This is a genomic window from Pseudomonas wuhanensis (genome assembly GCF_030687395.1).
GTDB classification, from domain to species: domain Bacteria; phylum Pseudomonadota; class Gammaproteobacteria; order Pseudomonadales; family Pseudomonadaceae; genus Aquipseudomonas; species Aquipseudomonas wuhanensis.
The window spans coordinates 1538157-1565153 of record NZ_CP117430.1; the positions used below are offsets into that span (position 1 = coordinate 1538157).

At 58.2% G+C, this 26997-nt stretch carries 26 protein-coding genes and 1 pseudogene; 11 read left to right on the plus strand and 16 right to left on the minus strand.

Annotated elements, in window-relative coordinates; genetic code table 11:
* The first annotated feature begins 51 nt into the window (after positions 1-51).
* The 5 genes from PSH88_RS07025 to PSH88_RS07045 all read left to right on the plus strand — a co-directional run bounded on the left by PSH88_RS07025 (position 52) and on the right by PSH88_RS07045 (position 2240).
* Complete coding sequence (locus PSH88_RS07025) at positions 52-333, plus strand: hypothetical protein (protein WP_305425518.1); 282 nt, start codon at positions 52-54, stop codon at positions 331-333.
* A gap of 236 nt (positions 334-569) precedes the next feature.
* Entirely contained in the window at positions 570-1256 is a 687-nt protein-coding gene (locus PSH88_RS07030; RefSeq protein WP_305425519.1) for a hypothetical protein, read from the plus strand.
* Between the two features lie 15 nt (positions 1257-1271).
* Positions 1272-1610 (plus strand): hypothetical protein, encoded by a 339-nt coding sequence (locus PSH88_RS07035; protein WP_305425520.1) that lies wholly within the window; start codon positions 1272-1274, stop codon positions 1608-1610.
* A gap of 27 nt (positions 1611-1637) precedes the next feature.
* Positions 1638-1874 carry a hypothetical protein gene (locus tag PSH88_RS07040; RefSeq protein ID WP_305425521.1) on the plus strand — a complete coding sequence of 79 codons (237 nt, stop codon included), beginning with the start codon at positions 1638-1640 and terminating at the stop codon, positions 1872-1874.
* Between the two features lie 57 nt (positions 1875-1931).
* Positions 1932-2240 carry a hypothetical protein gene (locus PSH88_RS07045; RefSeq protein WP_305425522.1) on the plus strand — a complete coding sequence of 103 codons (309 nt, stop codon included), beginning with the start codon at positions 1932-1934 and terminating at the stop codon, positions 2238-2240.
* Between the two features lie 159 nt (positions 2241-2399).
* Here PSH88_RS07045 and PSH88_RS07050 read toward each other — a convergent pair whose 3' ends face one another.
* Positions 2400-2834, minus strand: coding sequence for a hypothetical protein (locus PSH88_RS07050; RefSeq protein ID WP_305425523.1), 435 nt, complete (start codon positions 2832-2834; stop codon positions 2400-2402).
* Positions 2835-2918: 84 nt separating this feature from the next.
* On the opposite strand from PSH88_RS07050, the gene PSH88_RS07055 reads away from it, so the two are divergent.
* Positions 2919-3242 (plus strand): helix-turn-helix domain-containing protein, encoded by a 324-nt coding sequence (locus PSH88_RS07055; protein ID WP_305425525.1) that lies wholly within the window; start codon positions 2919-2921, stop codon positions 3240-3242.
* Between the two features lie 299 nt (positions 3243-3541).
* Here the strand turns inward: PSH88_RS07055 and PSH88_RS07060 are convergent, their stop codons facing one another.
* From PSH88_RS07060 to PSH88_RS07095, 8 genes are all read right to left on the minus strand, one after another.
* The gene (locus tag PSH88_RS07060) at positions 3542-3970 is read right to left on the minus strand and encodes a TetR family transcriptional regulator (RefSeq protein ID WP_305425526.1); all 429 of its coding nucleotides are present in this window, start codon (positions 3968-3970) and stop codon (positions 3542-3544) included.
* Positions 3967-5856 carry a site-specific integrase gene (locus tag PSH88_RS07065; protein ID WP_305483495.1) on the minus strand — a complete coding sequence of 630 codons (1890 nt, stop codon included), beginning with the start codon at positions 5854-5856 and terminating at the stop codon, positions 3967-3969. The genes PSH88_RS07060 and PSH88_RS07065 overlap by 4 nt, the downstream gene beginning before the upstream one ends.
* Complete coding sequence (locus tag PSH88_RS07070) at positions 5853-7532, minus strand: hypothetical protein (RefSeq protein WP_305425528.1); 1680 nt, start codon at positions 7530-7532, stop codon at positions 5853-5855. The genes PSH88_RS07065 and PSH88_RS07070 overlap by 4 nt, the downstream gene beginning before the upstream one ends.
* Positions 7532-8680: a tyrosine-type recombinase/integrase gene (locus PSH88_RS07075; RefSeq protein WP_305425529.1), complete on the minus strand. Its 1149-nt coding sequence runs from the start codon at positions 8678-8680 to the stop codon at positions 7532-7534. Before PSH88_RS07075 ends, PSH88_RS07070 begins: the two co-directional genes overlap by 1 nt.
* Positions 8681-8821: 141 nt before the next feature.
* Positions 8822-9985, minus strand: a complete 1164-nt coding sequence (locus PSH88_RS07080) for a DUF4350 domain-containing protein (protein ID WP_305425531.1) — start codon at positions 9983-9985, stop codon at positions 8822-8824.
* Positions 9982-11526, minus strand: a complete 1545-nt coding sequence (locus tag PSH88_RS07085) for a DUF4129 domain-containing protein (protein WP_305483496.1) — start codon at positions 11524-11526, stop codon at positions 9982-9984. The genes PSH88_RS07080 and PSH88_RS07085 overlap by 4 nt, the downstream gene beginning before the upstream one ends.
* Complete coding sequence (locus tag PSH88_RS07090; RefSeq protein WP_305483497.1) at positions 11513-12490, minus strand: stage II sporulation protein M; 978 nt, start codon at positions 12488-12490, stop codon at positions 11513-11515. Before PSH88_RS07090 ends, PSH88_RS07085 begins: the two co-directional genes overlap by 14 nt.
* Positions 12487-13212 carry an RDD family protein gene (locus PSH88_RS07095; protein ID WP_305425535.1) on the minus strand — a complete coding sequence of 242 codons (726 nt, stop codon included), beginning with the start codon at positions 13210-13212 and terminating at the stop codon, positions 12487-12489. Before PSH88_RS07095 ends, PSH88_RS07090 begins: the two co-directional genes overlap by 4 nt.
* Positions 13213-13382: 170 nt before the next feature.
* Between PSH88_RS07095 and sbcB the strand changes: the two genes are divergently transcribed.
* On the plus strand, positions 13383-14813 hold the full coding sequence (gene sbcB / locus PSH88_RS07100; protein ID WP_305425537.1) for an exodeoxyribonuclease I: 1431 nt from the start codon (positions 13383-13385) through the stop codon (positions 14811-14813).
* 98 nt (positions 14814-14911) lie between these two features.
* Here the strand turns inward: sbcB and mvaT are convergent, their stop codons facing one another.
* The gene (gene mvaT, locus PSH88_RS07105; RefSeq protein WP_007903853.1) at positions 14912-15289 is read right to left on the minus strand and encodes a histone-like nucleoid-structuring protein MvaT; all 378 of its coding nucleotides are present in this window, start codon (positions 15287-15289) and stop codon (positions 14912-14914) included.
* 327 nt (positions 15290-15616) lie between these two features.
* Between mvaT and purU the strand changes: the two genes are divergently transcribed.
* Complete coding sequence (gene purU, locus PSH88_RS07110; protein ID WP_007903852.1) at positions 15617-16465, plus strand: formyltetrahydrofolate deformylase; 849 nt, start codon at positions 15617-15619, stop codon at positions 16463-16465.
* A 62-nt stretch (positions 16466-16527) separates the two neighbouring features.
* Positions 16528-16704: a hypothetical protein gene (locus PSH88_RS07115; protein WP_305425538.1), complete on the plus strand. Its 177-nt coding sequence runs from the start codon at positions 16528-16530 to the stop codon at positions 16702-16704.
* Between the two features lie 12 nt (positions 16705-16716).
* Here the strand turns inward: PSH88_RS07115 and gpgF are convergent, their stop codons facing one another.
* The 5 genes and pseudogenes from gpgF to PSH88_RS30435 all read right to left on the minus strand — a co-directional run.
* Positions 16717-17712 carry a glucosaminyl phosphatidylglycerol flippase gene (gene gpgF, locus PSH88_RS07120; RefSeq protein WP_305425539.1) on the minus strand — a complete coding sequence of 332 codons (996 nt, stop codon included), beginning with the start codon at positions 17710-17712 and terminating at the stop codon, positions 16717-16719.
* Positions 17709-18485 carry an N-acetylglucosaminyl phosphatidylglycerol deacetylase gene (gene gpgD, locus PSH88_RS07125; RefSeq protein ID WP_305425540.1) on the minus strand — a complete coding sequence of 259 codons (777 nt, stop codon included), beginning with the start codon at positions 18483-18485 and terminating at the stop codon, positions 17709-17711. Before gpgD ends, gpgF begins: the two co-directional genes overlap by 4 nt.
* Positions 18478-19599, minus strand: coding sequence for an N-acetylglucosaminyl phosphatidylglycerol synthase (gene gpgS / locus PSH88_RS07130; RefSeq protein ID WP_305483498.1), 1122 nt, complete (start codon positions 19597-19599; stop codon positions 18478-18480). The genes gpgD and gpgS overlap by 8 nt, the downstream gene beginning before the upstream one ends.
* A 211-nt stretch (positions 19600-19810) precedes the next feature.
* Positions 19811-20575, minus strand: a complete 765-nt coding sequence (locus PSH88_RS30430) for a methyl-accepting chemotaxis protein (protein WP_411736823.1) — start codon at positions 20573-20575, stop codon at positions 19811-19813.
* 141 nt (positions 20576-20716) lie between these two features.
* Positions 20717-21700, minus strand: a pseudogene (locus tag PSH88_RS30435) (HAMP domain-containing protein); the annotation flags it as partial.
* Between the two features lie 185 nt (positions 21701-21885).
* Between PSH88_RS30435 and PSH88_RS07140 the strand changes: the two are divergent.
* Positions 21886-23373 (plus strand): helicase HerA-like domain-containing protein, encoded by a 1488-nt coding sequence (locus PSH88_RS07140; protein ID WP_305425543.1) that lies wholly within the window; start codon positions 21886-21888, stop codon positions 23371-23373.
* Between the two features lie 118 nt (positions 23374-23491).
* Here PSH88_RS07140 and PSH88_RS07145 read toward each other — a convergent pair whose 3' ends face one another.
* Complete coding sequence (locus PSH88_RS07145) at positions 23492-23947, minus strand: DUF721 domain-containing protein (protein WP_007906612.1); 456 nt, start codon at positions 23945-23947, stop codon at positions 23492-23494.
* A gap of 307 nt (positions 23948-24254) precedes the next feature.
* On the opposite strand from PSH88_RS07145, the gene secA reads away from it, so the two are divergent.
* The gene (secA, locus tag PSH88_RS07150; RefSeq protein WP_305425544.1) at positions 24255-26990 is read left to right on the plus strand and encodes a preprotein translocase subunit SecA; all 2736 of its coding nucleotides are present in this window, start codon (positions 24255-24257) and stop codon (positions 26988-26990) included.
* The last annotated feature ends 7 nt before the right edge of the window (positions 26991-26997 follow it).

Genomic DNA, 26997 nt, shown 5'->3' on the forward strand with positions numbered 1-26997 from the left:
GTCCGTAGGAAGGACTCGGTTTTCGTGTCTATTCAACGTTAGGAGATCGTCGTGAGCTTGAATCCAGGGTCAATTGAATTAACCCTTATTTACGGTAAACCAGGCGAGTTGGGCCGGACAACAGAGCCACAGACGTTTCCGGCGCTGCTGCAGCGCTTGCACAGCTGTTTCTCGGTGCTCCTCCTACCTGCTGAAATTGGGGTTGCTCTGCTTAAGGCTCCTGGCCTTACTCGTGCGCGCATCAAGCAGAGTGACGGTACGCTGATCGAGGGGACAGTGCGCTGCGTTCAGCAAAACTATTTCGAGCTGGTCGAGGATCATCAGCCAGCATAGGAAAATTATTTGGCGCGTTAGCGCCCCGAATTGGGCAGCGAAGCCAAAGCTGTGGTTAGTGTGGCTGACGCAAACCTTTTGGTAGCGGCAGGTGCCATCGACCGCCGCTAGGAAAGTCCTACCAGCCCTACGGGGCTGCGTCGGAAGCCGCCCAGGTTCTCCCAAGCCTCGCCGTAAACGCGGGGCTGGGTCAGTAAAGAACGCCAATTTTCGCGTTCCATGATCAAGGGAATGAAATGGACAGTGAAACGGACAAACTGCACTGCATGGCTATCCGGCATGAGTATCTTCGGTGTAAGGACGCCTTTGAACTCTTCGTGGTGCAAGGTGAATCCATCGTTCTGCAAGGGCATAGTCATCAGCGGGCGTACCGGGCCTACAATGCCTACTCCAGCTTCATCCACCATTTGTATGAACTTTACATGGCCTTGTTTGCACGGGACCATCAAGTCGTGGACATCAAAAATAGCCCTGAAATAAAGGCTTGGGTGAAAGACGAAAGGGCCAAAAGGACTGGAGAGGAAAAGAGCAAAGTCGGTGCGCATACGTACACTGATGGCGCACTGAATGAGCAGGTCTACCTTCAGGCCAATCAGTGGCTTTCCAGTATCGATCGAGGCACCGTCTCCGCCAAGGTGTACCCGCGTTCCCAATTTGAACGCATGCTACCTGTCGACAAAGATTTCGGTCCCGCCTTCCGATCCATGCGGAACAAGATTGCCGGCCATGTAACTTATGAAAGGATTGAGCTGGTCAAGCTCACCGAGTTCTTCCAGAAGTACCATCCCTACCTTTGCATGCTTTACAGAAATGTTGGTGGCAGCTCATTCGGACGCTACCTCGACACCGTACCTGACTTCGGAGAGGTGACGAGCTTCTTGGAAACCTGCATCCCGCCTGACCCGAACACCAAAGTCGAATAATCACGGAAAATCGATATGAAGCATGTTTTGCTGGGCTTTACGCTGGTTCTCGCACTGGTGGGCTGCTCTGATCCTACTGAAACCTCCAGCGGTGCCAGCAAATACGTTGGTGCGTGGAGCAATGAGCGCAGCGGCGGCGGATTGAAGCTGGTCATCGATCAAGACGGCCGCCACTTTACCGTTAAGGAGCTTTCTGCAAAAAACAATGTTGTGCTCGGGGTAAGTGTCGGTGAGGTAGCAGACGGCTACTTGAACGCGAAGACAGGAATCGGCCCCAAGATTTTTTATTCAACGAAGGATGACGCTCTGATAATCGAGCCTTCATCCACCTTATTCTATCGCCTGGCCCTGTAACGGAAAATCGCCTGGGAGGGCTAAGTGATGCAGATCGAAACTGTCAGCGTGACCGCCGAGTGGTCGATAGCTGGCACGTCTGTCAGCTACCAGGACAGCAAGTCGTTCAGCCTGAATATCGATGCCGACGAACCGGCTGAGCTGATCGAAGAACGCGCCCGTGGCCGTGCCCGCCAGTTGATCGCCAGTGGTGGAAACTGGTCCCCGGGTGTTGTGCGCATCAACGAGTTGCGCGTAACCCGTCACCGGCCAACCGGGCTGTAGGAAAAATAGGCGCCCGGTGGTGCCACCGATACGGCCGGTAGACGGAGGACAAACACGATGATCGAGATTCAAATAGTGGACGGTATCAATTCGCCGATGCTGTTTTGTGACGTATGCGGCGAGCGCATTGAAGACGCTGGCAAAGCAGCAGTCGTCTTTGACAACTTCCGTCAAAATGGAGAACGTGCGAAGACCCTGCATGTCCACAAAGGCAGCATTGGCGGTAAGACCTGTCACCATGAAGCAGAACTTATCATCCGGTCTGGCGGCGGTACACCCGGCTGGCAGGAATTGAAGCGCCACCTCTGTGACCTGGCTCATAACGTCGCTTTCCCCGCCTCCGTAATGGCCGAGTACGACAAGTAAGCTGAAGGATCAACCCTTCAAGGAAAATCACGAATGAAGCGGGTCACCTATCGGAACCTTGAACCTCAAGCTCGCTTCCAGCTGGAAGATCAGTGGTGGGTGAGCGGGTATCGCTAAAATTCTTCATGCGTCTATTACCAAGCATCAAAAATCTGAAGGCTACGGTCCATCGTTCTCTCGTGTGGGAAACACCAGCACACTGTATTTCTCTGAGGCATCTGGCTGTGCCTCAGGGAAGTAGAAATGGCGGCCATCATGGAGGGTATACCGCAGTGAGGTCCCATCCTGACTTTGAGCTACTTCCAACAGTGTATCCATGCGCCAGTCACCGGTGCCGTTGAGCCACCCAGGTGACACCAACTGTACCGACCTCACTTGGACTCCCGCTTCCGTTAGCTCCAGAATGGACGTCAGCGCTTGCAAGCTATCCACGAACACCACGTCGTGGATCTCAAGGCCGTCCTCGCATCTGACTATCGTTGTATGAAACCAAGGTGACATCAAATGTTGTTGAACAAAATGCCAACCTTGGTGGCCAGGCTCCAGCAGTGCTTGAGAGCCTTTCACTTCTGCCTGTCTATTGGTTATGAACACGGCGAACCCTCAACGTGAACAGTATACATTGTAGTTATATACTGTTCGAAAGCGCCTTATCGTTCCTTTTGCAGGACATGCAAAGTGGAATTGAAAAGTGCTTTCGGGACAGTTCTTCGGTGGCTTCGTGTGAAACAAGGCCGGACGCAGGAGGACTTTTCCACCCTTAGCAGTCGGACTTATATCAGCACATTGGAGCGAGGTCTGTACGCTCCGACTATCGAGAAGCTCGACGACATTGCTGCTGTGCTCGGTACGCACCCCATAACGTTGATGGTCGGTAGCTATGCCCTAAAGGACAATCGTTCTGTTGCGAAAGTCCTCGAGGACGTCATTGGGGAGATCGAGCGTCTAGAGGTCGCCGAGGGCGTTTCGAAGCTACGCAAGCGTTACCCCAGAACCGAGTAGGCGCGAGAGCCTTGGAAACACTCGAGTAATGACTTCAAAGCGCTGTATATCACTTCGTCGGGTCGGCGCATTGGGTCGACGTAGGGATGGTTTCCAGGTGTCGATTAAAGGCCGGAAACCTACGAAGCCGGGGCAGGCCATAATTCTGTAACCCTAATTTTTGCACTGTAAACCACTGTGGTTAACAAGGAATAAAAGTGGTTTACACGGAGCAATACACGCCTCGGTTTCTAAGGATACTTCTGTACTGACCTTTCCCTCGACGCAAAGGGTGTGATTGCGCACTACGCGAAATCGACCTATCCATGCGACTTTCTTGAAGGCAGGTCGACCACCTTGCGGTCGCTCATCTTAGCCTTGAGTACACGGTTCTCGTCCGTTAGCACTTCGTTGATGGATGCGAGATTGGCGACCTTGACCCGCAATTCCTCGATCTCCTGACGGTGGGCTGCGGACTTCTTGCGTTCCGCAATCAAGTCTTGTTGTTTCACATCACGCATGGCGCGACTGGAGCGACCTTGAGCCTCTCGGATAGCCTCGGCAATTCGTGGGTAGTAGTTGTGAATCAGCGCCGTCGATACGCCCGCCTCGCGGGCGACTGCCGCGATGGTAACCTTGGATTCCCCGGTGTGGGTGCGACCCTTTTGGATGCGGAGAAGGGCGAGCTTCAGATCCTTCTCGCGATCCTCAGCAGGCTTATAGTTGGTCGCCTTGTCCTTGGATTTCATGCGATTAAAGTCTCCGGGTCCATTCCCAACTGTACCAGTACGTCACGGCAGCGATTCAGGTCGCGCTCAACGCGCTGGCGGCCGCCCTCGCCAATGTCCGGGCAATTCAGTAGCCCTTTTAGATCATCGTAGAGTCGCTGGTAGATGGCCGCGTGACCGTGTCCAATCACAGCATGGTTGCAGTTGCCGCAGCGGGTACGCTCAAGAGTATTACCGACGCAACCGTCATTGTCCGCCGTGCACCAGGCATGGCCGTTGCTGCGAATTGCGGTGCTCTCGGCAATGGACTTCAGCATCGAGGCGTGATCCTTGAAGATCAGCAGATTCTGCGGTTCCCGCTGCCATTGCTTGAGCGCGCGGCCGTAGCCCCCGGCCAAGGGTTCGTCACCCAGCCAGTTATCGACGACGCCTAGTTTTATATCTTCCAACTCACCCTGAATATCTGCGTACAGATCAAGGTCCAGATGCTGTCCCCAGCTATCGTCTATGGCGTAGCCCAGAGACATGTCCAGCGAACAATGTGCGAAATGCTCCTTGAGGTAGCGAAGGTCACCGAAGCGGCTGTGCGCGGCGTAGTTGGCAAACTTGCGGCGGAACTGGTGGCTGGAGAGATTCCAGCTCAGTCCGCAATCCTTGGCGAATGCCTTGAAGCATACGCTCCAAGTAGTGTTGGAAAGCGTGCGCACTTGATTGCCCTCTTTCGGATCTACGCCGAGAAAGAGCGCATAGCGGTGTTTGTGCGCCTCGACGATCTGCGGATCATACGGGTTGGCGTGGCGCCGCTGAAGGATCTCGGCGGCGATCATGGCCTGATAGGGTGCGCACCAGCGCTCCATCACGCGCAGGGCACGCACAGCGGCCTGGGGGATCATCCAATCATGGATACCGACACCGGTCTTTTCCGACCGCGAGCGCATCCAGTGGTAGGCGGTGCCATGATCGTCTTGAGTGCGGTGGTGGGCACCTGACTGCACGTAGGCCAGTTCATGGATGCGACAGCCAGAAGTGCTAGCCAGGACGATATAGCAGGCCGTGCGCAGATTGATCAGTGCCTTATTCAATGCGTTCAGACCGTCCTCCCAACCAAGGGTGCTCAGGTGGCTGTTCTTGGCCTTATTGAGACTCCGAGCACTCCGCCCCTTTCGCTGCATAGCGAGGGTTTCCAGCGCTTCGCGCAGATCAAGCAAGTGCCGGCCGCGCTCAACCTGTTGATAGGCCCGCTCGAACAGTATGCAGAACACATCATCCGGAATCAGCGGGGTCTTGCCGCTCTGGGCACTGCTGCCGGTAAGCCCCGCCATCGCCTTGGCGGAAGTTTCGGGCCAAGGATGCTGAGGCATCGGGTCGTCGGTGTAGTGGCTCAGTTCATGAATGGCTTCGACGGCCTTGAAACGGCTATGTAGTCCGCTTTGTGATAGCGGCTTGCCTTTGGATCGGCTGGGCTGCCGGTATGCCTTGCAGGCGTCCACATAGGTCGAGCAAACCAGGGGTGTCACCGCACTTAGGTAGTCGAGTTTGAATGCTTCCAGGTGGCGCAGGAATGGCCTTGCATCAGAGAAAATTTGTACCAAAGCGAGGCATTTAGGCCGAACCGCCCCATGGCGTCCACGGCGTAGGTAGCGATATAGCATCGCCTTCATCACCTCCCAAAATGCCGGTGGCGCGGTGCGGAAGTCCAGCCGTGTATGACTCGCCGGCACGTTGCTGGTGAAGCCTTCAAGTTGCCAGACGTTGTCGCGGTAGCGGCTGAGAATAACCCACTGCCCATCGACCTGAGTAGCGCTGATGATCAGGGCGTCGCGTTCGGATTCCGGGAGCCCGCGCACATCGCTCGGCTGGACAGCAAGGGGAGCCCAAGGTAGTGCCACCAAGGTGTTGTCACTCATGCAAATAGCTCCAAGCTGTCGATCAGATCAACCGACCAGAACGGGTGCGGCAGGGTCCGGGCTCGCTCGCGGGCGTCCTCCACCGCTGCGGCCTTGAAGGTACCGCGCCGCAGCCCTTCGGCAACGATGTAGTGGTCTATCAAGCGGGGGATGTGGGCGTACTCCCGTGCCCAGCGCCGCTTGTCCATGCGCGAGCGCTCAGCCAGCACGCGGAAGTAGAAGCTGAACAGCTTGTACAGATCCTCTGCGGTTACCGCGTAATGCTTGCAACGCAGGCAGTTCATGAAGTTCATGCAGGTCGCGCCCTCGCGCTTCGGGGCGTACTGGCCGTTCACTGGGTCGGCGCAGCGGCCCATGGGGGTGTCCTTATAGGTTGCACCGACGGTCCGAGTTAGCAACTCCTGCACCATTACCTCGCCCATGAACTGCCAGTTGCGACGGGCATACTCGTCGGGTGCCAGGTAGCTTTGGTCGGCCACCCTCGGGGTATTGCCGAGCGCAGCGGCGGTGGTCGCCAAATCGCCGTCGGTAAGCTCGAAGATGCGGTTGGCGAAGGTCTTGCGCAGGCGTGAGATGTTGATGCGCAGGGGCTTATCGTCACTGTCGGTCAGACCATGCTCGGTTACGAGGCGGTTTATCGACCTAGCCAACGTTTCTGGTATCAGCGTCGTGACTGTACCGAAACCCTTGCGATTGCGTATGCGATACAGCCACACGCGCCCCTTGAGGTCGGCTGGAGCCTCTGCGTCCAATGACTCGGTCAGGGCCATCACGCGGCGGATCAAGCGCTCGACGTTGGTTCTCACGTTCGGCGTGGACTCTAGAAGACGCTCAGTGTCTGACTCGGCTCGCAGCGCCACTTTACTGGTGTTGTAGCCACGTCGCTTCCACAGTACTAGGAACACGGTGTTGTCCTTGGGGTGTGGGCGCAGGCAGTCACGACCCATTTCCAGCAGTGGCGTGGTATTGCGTCCGGTGTGCAGCGCCACGACCAGCAGGGCGTAGACCAGCAGATCGCTGGTCACAGGCTCGTCGTCAGCCCAGATCGGCTTGATGGCCTGCCTGAGCGCCACAGTGAACGCTTGCCGCTCGCGTTTGGACAGCCCCGTCTCGCCCTTGGCCTTGCGGTTGATGTTTGGGAAGGGGTTATGGGGGAAGGTGGTCCCATCGCCGGAGGTGACGAGATGGATTAGCCCACGCCGCCCCAAGGCGAGCAACACGGGCTTGGTCTGCGAGTAGAGGGTTTTCTGACTGATAGTCGCCACGCCCAACCCAGCCAAATGTCCGAGATAGCCGTCGATCAAGTCCCGGTTCACATCGGACATGGCCAAGTCACGGCCGATAGCCGTCGCCCGCAGCACGCAGCAGTCGAAAAAATTGCGCAGCCCATTTTGGCAGTAGCCAGCGACGGTGCTAATCGCGATGGTGCCTTCTTGGCCGGCGAGGAAGCGTTTAATTTGGCACTGGCAGGCGTAGGTGATGGAGTCAATGCCAGCGCCGTACCAGCGGGCAAAGTCGAAACTACGGCTGTTGGAGGCGTTCCGCCCGAACGTGACCGTGGTATTCGTCGGAGGGATGGTATCGGGCAGAATCACCACATTGCCTGCTATGTCGCGGCTGTGCTCGACTTGCGGGACGCTGAGGTCGGTCTTAGTAAATACCTTGCGCTTGCCCATCAGGCCGCCTCCGCCAATGCGTTCAACTCATCGTCATAGGCCAGCACCGCCTCGTCGGCTATTTCGTTGACCAAGTGCAGGTACACCATGGTTGTCTGAATCGAACTGTGGCCGAGTTGCCGCTGAACGAACACCAGAGGCTCCAACCCGCTCGCAGGGTTACGCTGAAGGCTGACCAGGGTATGGGTGGCATAAGTATGCCGAAGCATGTGCGTATGGACTTTGATTCCAGCCCGCTTGCCGGTCTCGCTGATGATCCGGTTGAGGCTCTTGCCGTCGTCACCATAGGGTTCCCCGGACTGGTTAAGGAACAACGCCTTTTGTGGGGTCTTGCTTAGCGAGGCGCGCTCGCCGCGCACCTTCGTCACATAGCGATAGAGTTCAGCCATGAATTTGCGGCTGACGTAAATATCCCGCGGCTTGCTGCCCTTAGTCACCATACCGCTGCCGTCGAACGGATCGAGCCGAATGCGGAGGTTGCGTTCGGTTCGTGCTGCCTTGTCCGGGTCGAAAACATAGGCCAGCGGGAAGGCGGCGATTTCCTCGCGGCGCAGACCCGTATGCAGCCCTAGGCGCATCATCATTCGGTGATGGGGGTTCTCCACTGCGGCCAAGAGCGACTTGATCTCGGCCATGCTCAGAAACTTAGGCAGGGTCTTGTGGCTACGTGGCATTACATCGTTTGCCATGGCCTTGCCGCCACTGGCATCGACATGGGCAAGGAAACTTGTTTGGCACCTTACGGCGCGCTCTTCATAAGCGAAGGGCAGGCGCTTCACCCACCCCTCTTTCAGTGCGAATTCATAAAACTTGCAGATATAAGTCAAACGCTGGCGAGTGGTGTTCGGTGCCAGCGCGCACGCCTCCAGGCAGTAATCTCGGTAGGCCGCCACAAGGCTCTTGGCCTCGCCACGATCCACGTCGCGCCAGTCAATCTCATGAGCCTCGAGGAAGCTGAAGAAATCGTACAGCGCGCGTCCGGTACTGGGCCAGGAACGCTTCGAGCCGATGACCCCGCGAAGCAGGTAGTGCCGAAAGAACTGATTGGCCGGAACGCAACTCTCCATCGAGTCCCATAGCAGAATGGGAAACCCTGGATAAGGTTGCCCTGCGATCACCAAATCCCCTGTAGCCCACACAAGCTCCATCTGCCGTCCTCTGTGCTAATCAGAATCTCAATCACTTTGTCTGCTCTGACCAGTTAGGGGATTAGATCGGCCCTAAAGCGCATGAGCTTCTAAGTGTCTGTTTCTAATATCACAGCAATCTAACGCTTTCCAAGTGCCAGATCATAAGGCGTTCCTCAAGGTTTGCAGGTGGGCGACCTGACGGCTGAATTCAGCGCTGGACAGCCGCTGCTTCGGTCGCGGGCTCATGGCCTGGCTGATGGCGCGTGTGGGTTGGCCAGTCAGGCGTGCGAGCACCAGCCATTGTTCGGCGACGCCGAGTTGTTCAAAACCGGGGTGACGGTGACGGACACGCCGCAGGATGTCTTGTTGCAAGGCTTGCAACAGGCTGTGCTGACCGTTGTGACGGAGCATGAAATCGGCGCTGGCACGCAGGTGTTCCTGGAGCTGGCGGCGGGCTCTCGTGGCCGGCTCCAGCAATGGGCCGTTACGCACGCCAACATGCCAGAACCCGAAAACGATCAAGGCGATCAGGGCCACCAGGGCTTGCGGAAAATAGCGCCACAGCAACGTCAGCAAGCTGTCGTGATCGGTATTGAACAGCAAGGTCACGTCTGTGTCGGCCGTCAGGTACCACAGCAGCCAGGCGTTGTCGTACTGGTCGATGGCCGGGGTTTTCCAGAGGTCGGCGTCGGTGACCACGGTGATCGAACCCTGCCCGTGACTCAGCTGCATCATGTGCGTGGCCTTGCCGCTGTTGGCCCAGGCCTGGGCGAGGTTTTTCGGGTCGTCGAGGTGGAACGCGGTATCGAAGCTGAAGTAGGCCGGCGCCTCCTCGTTTTCCAGGTAGAGCTTGGTCAGTTTGGGGTAAGGATCGTCGACAGGATCGGGCGGCGGCTCCTTGAGGTCTTTGCTCAGGGATTGGTGCAACTGCACCCGGTCGAGCAGCAGATCATTGCTCTGCCCGGTCTTTTCATCCCACAGGGCTTCGGCGACGAATAAAAGACGTCCACCGGCGCGGGTCCAGTTCAATACCTGATTCACCTGTCGCGGCGACATGTTCGACCGATCGCCGAGCAACAACAAACTGCGCTGATGAGGCTCGAGAGTCGGCAAGATATCGAGGCTGTTGGCATGGCTGACGGTCAGGCCCTGTTTACGCAGAAAATGCTCGGCCGCCAGGTAGGGATTGGCCTGGGCTTCCGGGGATGGGCCGTGATCGATTTCTGCTGGATAGGGTATGGCCTTGAAATACAGGTAAACACTCAGCGCACACACTAGCAGGGCGATCAACGCACCGACTGAAAGCCACAAACGCCGGTTCAACGGGCGGCTCCCGGGCCGAACAACGCGCGCCAGCCGTTACAGAGTTCCTGTTGCAAATGCGCGGGGGGCAAGCGATGCCCATAGGCCATGTTTTGCCAGTGCCCGGTGAGGTTTCTGCTGAAGGCCAGCAAGGCAGGTTGTTGCAATTGTTCAACGCGCTGGAGCACTTCGCCTTCGGTGTCGGCTGGTTTGAGCGCCATGTTGAAATCGTGCAGCAAGTGGCTGAGCAGGGCGCGATAGAGCAACCCGAGGGCTTCACGGGGATTGGTCTGCCAGAGGCTTTCGGCACTGGCCGCGATGTCGGCGGGCAAGGTTTCGCGGTTGAGGTCCAGGCCGAACGCCTGCTGGGGTAATGGCCGCGCGACTTTGCGATTTAACGTGGGTCGGCGGCTGACAAAGGCCTGCAGCCAGTCGCGGTAACGCCAGATCAACAGCCCAATGGCGCCGATCACTGTGCCCCACAGCAGCACTTCGATCAGGCTGGCCAATACGCCAAAGCGTCGGCTGTCCAGCAAGCTGAGCAGCGCCTTCAGCCAGGCGGGCGTTTGACCATTGTCCGCAGTGTCGGCGGCGGGTTTGTCTTCGCCAAAGCGATAACGCGTTACCGTTTCCTTATTCTTGAAGGGGGGCTGATCGAGTATGGCCTTGATGCTGTCGCGGGATGCCTGACTGGTCAGTGGTTGCTCCAGCAGACGCGCAGAGTCCGGTGAGATAACCGGTTCGGCGGCCCAGACGCTTTGCGCCGTTGGCACCAGCAGGATCGCAGCCAGCAGCAGCGTGACGACCGTGCTGGTCAAGCGTTGGCGCATTCGGCGAAAAACCAGTTCGATGTCCCAGGCTTCCAGCCACGTGCGCCGGTTCAGATAAAGGCTGAAACCGCAGGCCACATAGATCGGTTCCCAGACAATCAGCACCAGAACGTAAAAGGTATTGGTCAGGTGTTCCAGCCAGCGCCAGTCTTGAGTGGCGGCGGTAATCAAGGTCTGCCAGCCCCAGTCGAGTTCGACCTGTTGCGGCAAGAGCATGTAGAACAGCACCATCAAGCCGATCCACAGCGCGGTTTCCAGATGCACGCCGATGATCGTCAGCCACTGGGCGGCGCCCGCGTTGCGTTGCAGCAACACGCGCAAACGTTGTTGGCGTGCTTCCCCCGCCAGACCTTCGAGTTGCACCACCGGCATCAGAAAACTGCGGCTCAGACTCAGGCGGCGCCAGGTCAGGCTGGCCAGCAGTTGCGGTTTGAGCAGGCGCGGCCATTGGCGCAGGGCCTGTTTCAGTGTGGGCGTTTCGCCGAACATGGCTTTGGACAGGATGTACAGCGGCAGCCGATCGAACGCCGGTTTGAGCCACCAGAACAGAAACACGGCGAGGGAGGGTGAATCCCACAGCAGCAAGGTGAGCAGGGCGAAGATCGGCAAGGTCACGATGGCCCAACTGGTCATCAACAGGCGTCGATGGCGCTGACTCAGCAGCACCCCCAGGTCCATGGCTTCCCAGGTCGTGCGCGGGCGGATCACCACACTGGCGTCACTCAGGCGCATGGCGAGTCCGTCCGGCAAACAGCAGATAAGTCGCCACCAACAACCAGAGCACCGCGCCGACCAGGTATTTGGTCAGCGGCGAGAGCCCGGTCCGCGACGACCAGTAGGCTTCGATAAACGCCGCAATCAGCAGAAACAGCATGACCCCGCAAATCAGCACCACGCTCTTGCGCGCCGCCAGTCGCAGGGCCTCGGCGCGGGGTAAACGTCCCGGCGCGATCAAGGCCCAGCCCAGTTGCAGGCCTGCGGCACCGGCCAGGGCAATTGCACTCAGTTCGAAGGCGCCATGGCCGATCACGAACGACCAGAAGGTTTGCCCATAGCCGATGTGCGTCAGGTGCCCGGCCACCGCGCCGATCATCAATCCGTTGAAGAACAGGAAAAACGCGCTGCCCAGGCCAAACAGCAAACCGCTGGCGAAGGTCTGAAAAGCGATGCCGATGTTGTGCATGATGTAGTAACCGAACATCACCCAGTCTTCGCTGGCTGCCCGATCTGCCAAGCGCCCCAGATGACCGGCGTCGGGGTCGTACATGCTTTGCATCTCACTGACCTGCTCGGCCGGGATCAGGTTGTAGACCAGCTCCGGGAACAGATACACCAGCAACGCGAAACCGATCAGGCTGCCAAAAAACAACAGGCTGGCGGCAAGGACGAAACGCCACTGCTCACGCACCAGTCGCGGGAAATCGGCGAGGATGAAACTCAACACGTTGGCACCCAGTCGACTGCGATGCCGATAAAGCTGTTGATGCCCGCGCAGGACCAGTTGCTGCAATGAATCGATCAGGAAACTGCTGTAGCCGCGCTCCTGAGCCAAGGCCAGGTGTTGGCAGAGCCGTCGATAATCGCTGGGGAAACTGGCGACTCCAGAGGCATCTTTGCCTCGTTCCAGCCGTTCAAGCATGAGTGCAAACTGCTCCCATTCGGCGCTGTGGCGACTTTCGAACAGGCTTTGCTTCATGTGGGGCCCAACAGTCCACGGGCGATGCCGTTGAGTTCGGCCCTCGCCTGGGGCTTCGATATCTGCAACGGTTGCGCGAGTATCGAGGCGAGCTCGTTGGCCCGCGCCTCGGAGAGTTCACCCTGGCGTTCGGCAAACCCGAGGACGGCGCGTTGCTCGGTCAGCGTCAGGGCGAAGGCTGCGCGCCGTGGCGGGACATCAGGCAGTTGGGGGCGGGTGAGCGGTTGTTCGCGGTAGATCACCAGCGTACCGGCGGCCAGGTCGCCGAGGCGTTTGAAGGAGGGGTGTTGCAGGCAGCTGATCGCCCCGAGAAAGTAGCCGAACGGCAACATGTCGACAAACCGCAGCAGGTTGCGCAGCAAGGACGCGGACCAGCCGATCGGCGTGCCATCGTCATGCACTACGCGCAACCCCATCCAATGCTTGCCCGGCGAACGGCCCTGATTGAGCACTTCGAACAGCACCATGTACCACCAGCTCACCACGAACAGCAGAATCGAACTCAGCCCGGCGCCAAGTTTTCCGAGAAACGCCAACATAATAAACAGCAGGCCCAGAATCACCCCGCGCAGGCCCAGGTCTATGGCGAACGCCAGCGCACGTACCATCAACCCGGCCGGGCGCAGCGGCAAGTCGATGCCTTCGGGCGTTTCGACGTGATACCGCGTGTCCAGTGGCCGGGCCAGCGTCGCTTTCCCTGGCAGTGCTGTGGTTTCGAGCATGGGCAACCTTGATGTGGCCTTGTCCGTCGGATGCTAGCAGCCTCTCGGGGGAAAACGACATAACTATGTATTGCACGGTGCGTGATCAGAGGTGATTGAATGACAAGAACTCTGGTCGGGGCGACGTATGTGCGCCTAGACTTCGTCGGTCTTCAGTTCAGGAACAACCCGTGACCTCGATCTTCTGGTACGACTATGAAACCACTGGCATCAACCCCCGTTGCGACCGCCCGCTGCAAGTGGCGGGGATTCGCACCGACTTCGATCTCAATGAAATAGACGAACCGGTCAACCTTTATTGCCAGCCCAGTGACGACATCCTGCCTCATCCGGCGGCGTGCGCGATTACCGGTATTACGCCCGCGCGTCTGGCCGAGCAAGGTTTGAGCGAAGCCGATTTCATGACACGGGTTCATGCCCAGCTCGCGGCGCCCGGCACCTGCGGGGCCGGGTACAACACGCTGCGTTTTGACGATGAGATGACCCGTTACAGCCTGTATCGAAACTTTTTCGACCCCTACGCACGGGAGTGGCAGGGCGGCAACAGCCGCTGGGACCTGATCGATGTGGTGCGCGCAGCTTATGCCTTGCGTCCTGATGGCCTTGTCTGGCCCAAGGACGACGAAGGGCGAGTCACGCTCAAACTCGAACGTCTGACCGCCGCCAATGGCATCGATCACGGGCATGCACACGAGGCGCTGTCGGATGTTCGCGCCACCATCGCCCTGGCGCGCCTGATTCGGGAAAAACAGCCGAAGTTGTATGACTGGCTGTTTCAATTGCGCAGCAAACAAAAGGTCATGGATCAAATTCGGTTGTTGCAGCCGATGGTGCATGTTTCCGGGCGCTTTTCGGCGGCCCGTAACTATGTGGGGGTGGTGCTGCCGTTGGCCTGGCATCCACGTAATCGCAACGCGCTGATTGTCTGTGACTTGCACTTGGACCCTCAGGGGTTGCTCGATCTGGATGCCGAAACCTTGCGTCAGCGGCTTTATACCCGCCGCGAGGACTTGGCCGAAGGCGAACTGCCGGTGCCGCTCAAGCTCATTCACATCAACAAGTGCCCGGTAGTGGCGCCGTTATCGGTACTGCGTCCTGTAGATCAGCAACGTCTGGGGCTGGATATGGCGCTTTATCAGGAGCGGGCGCTGCGGCTAAGTGACGCACAACAAGTTTGGCGAGATAAAGTGCCAGACATTTACTCCAGCGACGATTTCTCTCCGAGCCAAGACCCCGAGCAACAGTTATACAACGGTTTTATCGGTGATCGGGACCGGCGTCTATGTGAGCAAGTCAGAGCCGCCGACCCTTTGCAATTAGCACAAGAACAGTGGCCTTTCGATGATGAACGTTTGCCTGAATTATTGTTTCGTTATCGCGCACGCAACTTTCCCGATACGTTGAGCCTGGAAGAGCAAGAAAGCTGGCGAATATTCTGTCAGAAACGTTTGTGTGCACCTGAGTGGGGCGCGCCAAATACGCTGGATAGTTTTCAGGAGGTTGCTGCTCAATTGATGACTAGTGCTACATCGTTTCAGCGAGAGGTTCTGGATGAATGGCAGAATCATGTCCAGGCATTACGCAAACGTTTGAGTCTTTGAAAACGAAAATAATCTGCGCTTGAATTCCAGGCATAAAAAAACGCCAGCATTTGCTGGCGTTTTTTTGGTCGCGGATCAGTCCGCGACACGCTTGCGGCTTAGCCCAGCAGGGTAGCCCAGCTTTCAACCACGTCACCGCCCCACTTGGCTTTCCACTCTTTCAGAGTCTTGTGGTTGCCACCTTTGGTTTCGATGACTTCGCCGTTGTGCGGGTTTTTGTATTGTTTAACTTTGCGAGCACGTTTGGTGCCAGTAGTTTTTACTGCGCCGCCACGTGGAGCCTTGGTTTTGGACTCTGGATCCAACAGCGCGATGATGTCACGCAGGGATTTGGAGTATTCGCCCATCAGGGTGCGCAGTTTGCCTTCGAATTCCAGCTCGGTTTGCAGTTTGTCGTCTTGGGACAGATTCTTCAAACGGGCTTGCAGCTCTTTGATAGCTTCTTCGGTGGCGCGATATTCGTTGATCAAGGACATGAGGACTACCTTATGTTGGGCGCTGGATGGCAGGGTGACAGTGCGACAATAATAGTCAGGGTGTTTCATCAAGTAAACATTTAACCGGAGTTTTATTTAAATTAGTTGCGGAACAGGACACACATTGGAGTGACAGTTAAATAGCGTCACAAATGTTCACAGTTGACCTCTTGAAGATTGCCCGCAAGAACACCATCGCGTGGGGCAGCGTGGTGCTTGCAGAACCTGTACCGGACCTGCGGGCAAAGCCACACGTCATCAATACTGCAGTTTTGCTGCGCAATCGCTAGAATGGCGGCCTTTGCGAAGTTCTGGAGTTTCCCCCTCATGCGCACTTTTCGGCTGGTGATTGCTTGCCCGGACCGCGTCGGCATCGTTGCTAAAGTCAGTAACTTTCTGGCGTCACATAATGGCTGGATCACTGAAGCGAGCCATCACTCGGATAATCTCAGTGGCTGGTTCTTCATGCGTCACGAAATTCGTGCCGATTCGCTGCCTTTCGGTATCGAAGCCTTTCGTGAAGCGTTTGCACCGATTGCCGAAGAGTTCTCGATGGACTGGCGCATCACCGACACCGAGCAGAAGAAACGCGTGGTGTTGATGGCCAGCCGTGAATCCCACTGCCTGGCCGACTTGCTGCACCGCTGGCACAGTGACGAACTGGACTGTGAAATCGCCTGCGTGATTTCCAATCACGATGATTTGCGCAGCATGGTCGAGTGGCACGGTATTCCTTACTACCATGTCCCGGTCAACCCACAGAACAAGGAGCCGGCCTTCGCCGAAGTTTCGCGTCTGGTCAAACAGCACGAAGCCGAAGTGGTGGTACTTGCCCGTTACATGCAGATTCTGCCGCCCGAGTTGTGCAGCGAATACGCCCATAAAGTCATCAATATTCACCACAGCTTCTTGCCGTCGTTTGTCGGCGCCAAGCCATATCACCAGGCGTCGATGCGCGGAGTGAAGTTGATCGGCGCTACCTGCCACTACGTCACCGAAGAGCTGGACGCCGGTCCGATCATCGAGCAAGACGTAGTGCGCGTGAGTCACAGCGACAGCATTGAAGACATGGTGCGCTTCGGCCGTGATGTCGAGAAAATGGTGCTGGCCCGTGGCCTGCGTTATCACCTGGAAGACCGGGTGCTGGTGCATGGCAACAAAACCGTCGTGTTCTGATGGTCTGCGGATCGCTCCCACGCTCCGCGTGGGACCGATCCAGGTGAAGAGAGAACATGACCATGGCCGATCCATTGGACAAAGCTACATCCAAAGCACCCGCCACATTGGGTGAGGGCTGTTTGAGTCGCTATGACCCGGATGACCTGAGCCCCGAAGACGGCACGGAGTTTCCCGGTGCCGCCGAGTTGTGGGAGCAGTTGCAGGACGATTCCGACGATGCAGTCGGGGATGCCTGAAAAAAAGATCTTTTAAGCCTGCTTGAGCTTCATCAACTTCCTGAGCAATGGCCGCCCGAGCATCAGCAAAAACACCGGGCCACCGACCACCAGATAGAAGTAATAGGTCACTGTCCGCCAGATCAGAATCGCCGCCGCCGCGGTGGATTTTCCGACCATGGGCGCCAGCAGCGCCGCCGATGTCAATTCCGCCGCCCCGGCACCGCCCGGCAACAGGCTGAACTGCCCCGCACTCAGTGACAGCATCTGGATCAGAAAACACCAGGCCCACTGCAGATCCACGCCCAGCCCACGCAATGCCAGATACAGCACGCTATAGCGCAAGAGCCAATGCAGACAGGTCAGTGCAAACACCGTGATCAATGTCTGAAAGGGCAACTTCAGTGTGTCAGTGAACGCCGCCAGGAAGTGCAGGAGCTTTCGCGCCCAGCGCATCCGGGTGGCGCCTTTGACATTGAGACGAGCGAGCAACCGACCACTCAGACGAATCAGCGAGCGGTGGTAGCGAGCCGCTAATACGCAACTGAATAACCCACCGAACATCGAGATGGCGCTGACGGTCAGCAGCCATTCCATGCGCTGACTGAGGTGCTGGAACAATGCATAAATCAGAATTCCGCTCAGCGCGCAGAGAAAAAACAGCAGATCGCTCAATTGGTCCATGGCGAACACGGCGCTGCCCCTGGCCGGCCGCACGCCGTGACGTGCCAGCAACGCCATGATGGTCAGCGGCCCGCCACTGCCGCCGGGGGTGGCGCAGTAGGCGAATTCGGCAGACATCACCACCCCAAGGCTTTTGAAGCGACTTACCTTGTCGCGCTGATCACCCAGCAACAGGCGCAGGCGCTGGGTGTTGAGCATCCAGCACAGCAGGATCATGCCGAACATGATCAGCAACCATTTCTGCGGAAAGCTTTGCAACCGCGACCATGTTTCTCCGCCACCCAGCAACGACGGAATGAGCACCGCCGCGAGCAGGGCGACGACCAGCAGAATCCCGCGGCTCATGCGGCGCGACCGATGGGGTCGCGTTGCTTTGCCAGCCAGTTGGCCTTGGTCATGGGCACACGACCCTCGTCGAGCAAGCGCTTGAGGGTGTGCAGCCAGTAGTGACGCGAGAACTCATGGCGCATGTCCACGGGGTGCAGACCGAGACGAATCACCGGCGCCTGGCGCCAGCGTTGTTCACGCTGATCGCTGACGATTTTCGACAGGCCGCGACGCCAGGCGCTGCGCGCGCTCCAGACCAGGCACGGGGCATCGATCGCGGTGAAATCCGGCAATCGATACAGATGCTGCGAGTCGCTGGTGTAGCGCAGCGGTAACTGGCGCAAGGCTTGGCGGGTGCCTTCGCTCATCAGCCAGGCAGGAGCGACGAAACCTTCCAATGGCCAGTTGTAGCGGTGGAACACCTCGATTCCGGCACGCAGGCGGGTGAGGGCGGCTTCCTGTGACAGGTCGTAGAACTCGCCTTCATGGGTGTAGATCCGGCGCATGAACCAGTCTCGGGGAGTGATGGGGATCGGTCCTTCATCGCAATGAAAGTAACCGTGCAGTGCCAGTTCGTCGCCGCAAGCGACGCGGCGGGTCAGCAAACGTCGAAACGCCGGATACGCGTCCAGGTCGTTATGCTTGTGGTAATTGGGCACCACCAGCCAGGTAATCGGCACCTCGCCCAGCGCGTCGACGGCTTCGACGAAGGCTTGATAATCGGGCCAGGTGTGCGGCGCAACGTCGTGCAATACCAGTAACAGGCTGGGCGCGTTCATGGGCTCAACCATTGGCGGTCAGTGGCCATTGAGTGCCGAGTACGGCGTGATAGTGCCCCAACAGGCTGTCGACCACGATATCCCAAGCGTAATGTTGCTCGACATGGCGGCGGGCTTGTTTGCCCAGCGCGGCGCTGCCCTGACTGAACAGTTCGCGCACAGCGTTGGCCATCGCCGCTGGATTGTTCGGCGCGCAAAGCAGGCCGCATTGATCGGTGACAATTTCCTGAAAAGCCCCAGCCGCCACGGCCACCACCGGAATGCCGCTGGCCATGGCTTCGAGGACCACCAAGCCAAAGGTTTCCTGATCACCGGCATGCACCAGCGCATCGGCACTGGCCATCAATCGCGCGACCTGCGCTGCCGGGTAGAACTCATCGAGGACGGTGACATTGCGCGGTACCAGGGTCGGCATTGACGAACCCACCAGTAACAGGTGATAGCGACGACCCAGGCGTTTCATGCATTTGAGCAGCACCGGCAGGTTTTTTTCCTTGGATCCTCGACCGGCGAAGATCAGCAGGTGAGTGTTTTCATCGATGCCCAATTCGGCCCGCAAGCCTGGATCCCGTTTACTGGGGTTGAACGTTTGCAGGTCGACGCCCAGTGGTTGTACGAAAACGTTCTTCACGCCCAACCCGATCAGTTTATCGGCCATGATTTGACTCGGTGCCAGCACCCGATCGAAGTTGCCATAGAGCTTGCTTACATAAGCTTCGACATTGGGTGTAACCCAGTTGCCCATGCGATTGCTGACCAGCAGCGGCAGGTCTGAATGATAAAAACCGATCACCGGCACATCAAGTTGACGCTTGGCGTCCAAAGCAGCCCAGGCAGTCAGGTATGGGTCGCCGACTTCAATCAGATCGGGCTGCAAATCCTGCAGAACATTGCGCCACGGCGCGAGACGGAGGGGGAAGCGATAACCCTTGCCAAAGGGCAGGGCAGGGGCCGGAACCGTGTAAATGCCATCCTGTTCACTCAAATGAGCCCCAGGGATCAGCAAGCTGTGACGAATGCCTGGCTTATTGCCCAAGCGGCGGTGTTTGGCATCCAGATAAGTGCGCACGCCACCGCTGGCAGGGGCGTAGAACATGGTTATGTCAGCGATATGCACGATGAACATCCCTCCGGGACCGTTGTTCTCCCTTTGGTTGACCTATATGAAGGATAGATGTTCGATTGGGGTTTTGCGGTGGGGATGTCAGCGGGGTTTTGCGGGATTGGCAGACCGTCTTCGCGGCCAAGCCTCGCTCCACAGGTTATGCGCAGTTCAGAATGATGCGCCAATCCCTGTAGGAGCGAGGCTTGCCCGCGAAGAGGCCCGCAAGAGTGACTTAAATACGGAAACTGCCCACCAACTGCTTCAAGCGCGAAGCCTGTTGCTCAAGGTCCGAGCACGCACGCAAGGTCGATTGCAGGTTTTCCACGCCTTCCTGGTTCAAGGTGTTGATTTCGGTGATATCCACGTTGATCGACTCAACCACCGCCGTCTGTTCCTCGGTCGCTGTGGCCACGGACTGGTTCATGCCGTCGATTTCACCGATGCGCAACGTCACGCTGTTCAAGCGTTCACCAGCCAGGTTGGCGATTTCCACGCTGTCCTGACTGTGGCGCTGGCTGTCGCTCATGGTGCTGACGGATTCGCGGGCACCGACTTGCAGCTCCTCGATCATGGTTTGCACCTGTTGCGCCGACTCTTGCGTGCGGTGCGCCAGGTTGCGCACCTCATCGGCCACCACGGCAAAACCACGCCCGGCTTCACCGGCCCGCGCCGCTTCGATCGCCGCGTTAAGCGCCAGCAGGTTGGTTTGCTGGGAGATGCTGGTGATCACTTCGAGAATCTGCCCGATGTTCACGGTTTTGCTGTTCAGCGATTCGATGTTGGTACTCGAGGCGCTGAGCATGCTCGACAGCTGATTCATCGCGGCAATGCTGCGATCCACCACTTGCTGGCCGTCCTCGGCCAGACTGCGCGCGTCGCTGGCCTGGCTTGACGCCTGGGCTGCGTTGCGGGCGATTTCCTGGGCGGCGGCGCCGAGCTGGTTGATTGCCGCGGCGACACTGCTGGTGCGTGAGGCTTGCTGGTCGGAATTGAACATCGACGAATTCGAGGCGGCCACCACACGCAGAGCCACTTCGTTGACTTGGCCGGTGGCCGAGGACACTTCGCGGATCGACGTATGAACCCGTTCCACGAAACGGTTGAACGCCGTGCCAAGGATGCCGAATTCGTCCTGATTCTGGATGGTCAGGCGCTTGGTCAGGTCGCCTTCACCGTCGGCGATGTCTTCCATGGCGCGGGTCATGAGGTGCAGCGGCTGGATCAGGATGCGGATCAGCATGCCGAGCAAGGCGATGATGATTGCCACGGCAATGAGGGTTGCGACGACCGCCGAGGCGCGAAATTCGCTGAGCATCGAGAAGGCTTTGTCCTTGTCCACCGACAGACCGATGTACCAATTGACCGAGGACAGGCCTTTGATTGGGGTGAACGTGACGATGCGGGTCTTGCCGTCGACGTCGATTTCACTGAGTTCGCTGCTGATGCGCGGGGTGTTTTTTGGGTACGCCTCGCTCAGGGACTTCATCGCCAGGGCTTTGTCCGGGTGAACCAGGATCTTGCCGTCGGCGCTGACCAGGAACGCATAGCCCATACCGTCGAAGTCCAGCGCGTTGAGGCTGTCGGCGATCACCTGCAAGCTCAGGTCGCCACCGACCACGCCGATACTTTGACCGTCCTTGAGCACACTGTTGACGATGGAAATGACCAGTTGGCCGGAAGCGAGATCGATGTACGGTTCGGTCAGTGCCGAGCCGCCGGTGCTTTGGGCACTCTTGTACCAAGGCCGGGCGCGAGGGTCATAGCCATCAGGCATTTTGCTGTCTGGGCGGATGATGAAGGTGCCATCCTTGTTGCCCAGATAGGCGCCCATGAAGGTCGAGGTCACCGCCTTCTGCTCAAGTAGCGAGGAGACGTTGCCGATGTCAGCGTTCAGTGCGACGTTTTGTGACAGGTTTTCGATCAGCAAGCTGCGTCCGGCCAGCCAGGTCTGGATATTGTTGGCCGTCACGCTGCCCATTTCTTGCAGATAGTTGTCCAGGTCTTCGCGAATGGCGTTGCGCTGCAAATAGTCGTTGTACAGTGTGAACGAGGCGAAGGCAGCAATAACGATGAGGGCGGCGGCAAGCAGTATTTTATGGCTGAAGCGCAGATTTTTATTCATGGCTTGGGGGTCCGCTAAAGTCTTAATGTCCAGGGCGTGCTTTTATAAAGGCGCGCAAAATGGGCAGTGTTGAAAGTAAGCTGATATTTCCACTGCTCCTTAGGGAATTACCGACGCTATTTTTCAGTCTGGTCTCTCGCTTGTTATCGGCCATGAAGGATCAAAGATTAACCATGGGTGACAAAATGCCTGACTCATCGCAACTCGTTATCGGCGCCGATCTCACGGGCCAGTCCATCGCCCAGGCCATGCGCCTGGCCAACCGTCATGGCCTGGTAGCGGGCGCTACCGGGACCGGTAAAACCGTCACCTTGCAGCGCCTGGCCGAAGCCTTCAGCGATGCCGGTGTGGCGGTGTTCGCGGCGGATATCAAAGGCGACCTGTGCGGCCTGGGCGCTGCCGGCAACCCTCAAGGCAAGGTCGCGGACCGGATCGCCGGGATGCCCTGGCTGAACCATAAGCCTCAGGCGTATCCGGTGACCTTGTGGGACATTAACGGTCAGTCCGGTCATCCACTGCGCACCACCTTGAGCGAAATGGGCCCGTTGCTGCTCGGCAGCCTGCTGGAACTGACCGACAGTCAGCAGTCGGCACTTTATGCCGCGTTCAAGGTGGCCGACCGCGAAGGGTTGTTGCTGCTGGATTTGAAGGATTTGAAGGCGCTGCTCAATCACCTGCGCGACAACCCCGAATTGCTGGGGGATGACGCCGCGTTGATGACCACCGGTTCCAGCCAGGCGCTGTTGCGCCGTTTGGCGACGCTGGAACAGCAGGGCGCCGAAGCGTTGTTCGGCGAACCGGCGCTGCAACTCGAAGACATGTTGCAACCGGCCCTGGATGGTCGCGGGCGCATTCACTTGCTCGATGCCAGTCGTCTGGTGCATGAAGCGCCGAAGGTCTATGCGACGTTCCTGCTCTGGCTGCTGGCCGAACTGTTCGAGCAATTGCCGGAGCGTGGTGATGCCGAGAAACCGCTGCTGGCGCTGTTTTTCGACGAAGCGCACTTGTTGTTCGCCGGTACGCCCAAGGCGTTGCAGGAGCGTTTGGAACAGGTAGTGCGACTGATCCGCTCGAAAGGCGTGGGGGTATATTTCGTTACCCAATCACCGGGCGACTTGCCCGATGATGTGCTGGCTCAACTGGGCCTGCGCATTCAGCACGGTTTGCGCGCGTTTACTGCCAAAGAACAGAAATCCCTGCGCGCCGTGGCCGAGGGCTTCCGGCCGAACCCGGCATTTGACGCCTTGTCAGTATTGACGGAGCTGGGGATCGGCGAGGCGCTGGTCGGCACCCTGCAAGACAAGGGCACGCCGGGGATGGTCCAGCGTGTATTGGTTGCACCGCCGCAATCGCGGATCGGGCCGTTGACCGAGACCGAACGCACCGTGCTGATCGCCGGTTCGCCGTTCAAGGGGCGTTACGACAAACCGGTCGATCGCGAATCAGCTTATGAAGTGCTGATGGGGCGTAAAGGGCTGGCGCCGGATCCTGAAGCAGCGCCGGGCAAACCTGCACCTGAAGAGCCGAGTTTCACCGACAAGGCCGGGGAACTCCTCGGCACGGCGGCAGGCCAGGCATTGAAATCAGCTATGCGACAGGCGGCAAATCAATTGGGCCGACAATTGGTACGCGGGTTGATGGGCTCATTGCTCGGCGGCAGCAAACGCCGCTGACAAGTGGGTAATCAAAATGTGGGAGCGAGCCTGCTCGCGATTGCGGCCGGACATTCAACACATGTGTTGACTGATACACCGCTATCGCGAGCAGGCTCGCTCCCACATTGGTTTTATGTCAGGTTTTGGGTTTGGCGTGCGCCGCCAGGCGTTCGAGGGCCGCCCGCAGGTTCGGGTCGGTAATCCCGTCAGCCGTTGCCTGAATGGTCGCCGCCGCATCGGTCGACAAATTTATCGTATGCCCCGCAGCCCCTTGCTGAACGGTAGGCGGCTGAACCTTGAACAGGATCCGCGTCAGGCTGGCGAACTCGTCGAACAGCTGTAACTGCCGTTGCAGACGCTTTTGCTGATAGCGCAGGCGGGTGGCCCAGTGGCCGTCGGTGACAATCAGCAATAAACTGCCTTCACGCCACGACGCCACATGGCAATGCTCGCGGGCAGCCGGCTGCAACTGGCTTTCCACCAGGCGTTGTAAATGACCCAGGCGTTGAGCGTGGCCAAAGATGGCTTTCAGCGGTTTGGCTTCGCGAAGCAGAACGGCGGGTGCTCTGGCCGTGAGAGGGCGAAATGCCATGATCAGACACCTGAAGTAACAGAGCGGCCATGGTAACAGAAAGCATCCGCTGCCCCCGACCCATTGCTTTGTGAGCGCTTTACTCATTAAATCAACGAGTAACTTGTGCCCTCGATGGGTTGAAGTTCAGCAAAAAGCCCTTATTTTAAGTGAGCCCCGTCACAGCGCAGTGCATGCATCGTGGAACAACGCCACTTTCCTCACCATCGTTTCCGGGTAGAATGCTCGTTCGCATGCGGCCATGAGGGCTGCACGGGCGACTCACGGGGCCGCCCTCCATCCCTTTAGTGTGGAAGATCCTGCCGATATGTTTGCGCCTTTGTTAAAGAAACTTTTTGGAAGCAAGAACGAGCGTGAAGTCAAACGCATGCTCAAGACGGTGCAGCTCGTCAATGCCTTCGAAGAGCAAATGGTAGCCCTTTCGGACGATCAATTGCGTGCCAAGACCGACGAGTTCAAGGCCCGCCTCGCCAAAGGGGAATCCCTCGACAAACTGCTGCCAGAAGCCTTTGCGGTCGCCCGCGAAGCCGGCAAGCGCGTCATGGGTATGCGCCACTTCGATGTCCAGCTGATCGGCGGCATGACCTTGCATGAAGGCATGATCGCGGAAATGCGTACCGGTGAAGGCAAGACCCTGGTGGCGACACTGGGTGTTTACCTCAACGCGCTGTCCGGCAAGGGCGTGCACGTTGTGACGGTGAACGACTACCTGGCCCGCCGTGACGCCAACTGGATGCGTCCGCTCTACGAATTCCTCGGCATGACGGTCGGCGTGGTCACCCCATTCCAGCCGCCGGAAGAGAAGCGCGCCGCTTACGCCGCCGACATCACCTACGGCACCAACAACGAATTCGGTTTCGACTACCTGCGCGACAACATGGCGTTCAGCATGGAAGAAAAATTCCAGCGCGAACTCAATTTTGCCGTGATCGACGAAGTCGACTCCATCCTCATCGACGAAGCCCGTACCCCGCTGATCATCTCTGGTCAGGCCGAGGACAGCTCCAAGCTGTACATCGAGATCAACAAACTGATCCCGCAGCTGCAATTGCACGTCGAAGAAGTCGAAGGCGAAGTCACCAAGGCTGGCCACTACACCGTGGACGAGAAGACCCGTCAGGTCGAACTCAACGAAGCCGGTCACCAGTTCATCGAAGACATGCTGACCCGCGTCGGCCTGCTGGCTGAAGGCGAGAGCCTGTACTCGGCGCATAACCTCGGTCTGCTGACCCACGTTTATGCCGGCCTGCGTGCGCACAAACTGTTCAATCGCAACGTCGAATACATCGTGCAGGACGGTCAGGTCGTGCTGGTCGACGAACACACCGGCCGCACCATGCCGGGTCGCCGTTTGTCCGAAGGCCTGCACCAGGCCATCGAAGCCAAGGAAAACCTGAATATCCAGGCCGAGAGCCAGACACTGGCGTCGACCACGTTCCAGAACTACTTCCGTCTGTACAACAAGCTGTCCGGCATGACCGGTACCGCAGACACCGAAGCGTTCGAGTTCCACCAGATCTACGGTCTGCAGGTCATGGTGATTCCGCCGAACAAACCGTTGGCGCGTAAAGACTACAACGACCTGGTGTTCCTGACCGCCGAAGAGAAATACGCGGCGATCATCAACGACATCAAGGAGTGCATGACTCAGGGCCGTCCGGTGCTGGTGGGTACCGCCACCATCGAAACGTCCGAGCACATGTCCAGCCTGCTCGTGAAGGAAGGCATCGAACACAAGGTTCTGAACGCCAAGTTCCACGAAAAAGAAGCCGAAATCATTGCTCAGGCCGGTCGTCCGGGCGCACTGACCATCGCCACCAACATGGCCGGTCGTGGTACCGACATTCTGTTGGGCGGTAACTGGGAAGTGGAAGTCGCTTCGCTGGAAAACCCGACCCCTGAGCAGATTGCCCAGATCAAGGCCGACTGGCAGAAGCGTCACCAGCAAGTGCTGGAGTCGGGCGGCTTGCAGGTGATCGCTTCCGAGCGTCACGAATCGCGCCGTATCGACAACCAGTTGCGCGGTCGTGCCGGTCGTCAGGGCGACGCCGGTTCCAGCCGTTTCTACCTGTCGCTGGAAGACAGCCTGATGCGCATCTTCGCCTCTGACCGGGTGAAGAACTTCATGAAGGCGCTGGGCATGCAGTCCGGTGAAGCGATCGAGCACCGCATGGTGACCAACGCCATCGAGAAGGCTCAGCGCAAGGTTGAAGGTCGTAACTTCGACATTCGTAAACAGCTGCTCGAGTTCGACGACGTCAACAACGAACAACGTAAAGTGATCTATCACATGCGTAACAGTTTGTTGGCCGCTGACAACATTGGCGAAACCATCGCCGATTTCCGTCAGGACGTGCTCAACGCAACCGTCAGCGCGCACATTCCACCGCAATCGCTGCCAGAGCAGTGGGACGTGGCCGGTCTGGAAGCGGCGCTGCAGAGCGACTTCGGTGTGGCGTTGCCGATCCAGCAATGGCTGGACGAAGACGATCACCTGTATGAAGAAACCCTGCGCGAGAAGCTGATGAACGAGCTGATCGCCGCGTACAACGAGAAAGAAGACCAGGCCGGTGCCGAAGCACTGCGCACCTTCGAGAAGCAAATCGTTCTGCGCGTACTGGACGACCTGTGGAAAGACCACCTGTCGACCATGGATCACCTGCGTCACGGCATCCACTTGCGTGGTTATGCGCAGAAGAACCCGAAACAGGAATACAAGCGCGAGTCCTTCACCTTGTTCTCCGAGTTGTTGGATTCGATCAAGCGCGACTCGATCCGTGTGCTGTCGCACGTTCAGGTTCGCCGCGAAGACCCGATCGAAGAAGAAGCTCGCCTGCGTCAGGAAGCCGAAGCACTGGCTGCGCGCATGCAGTTCCAGCACGACGAAGCCCCTGGCCTGGAGCAACCGGAAGTGTTGGGTGAAGAGGTCGATGTAGCCCTCGCCACCGCACCGGTGCGCAACGAGCAGAAGCTGGGTCGTAACGAGCTGTGCTACTGCGGTTCGGGCAAGAAGTACAAGCATTGCCACGGGCAGATCCAGTAAACCCGTT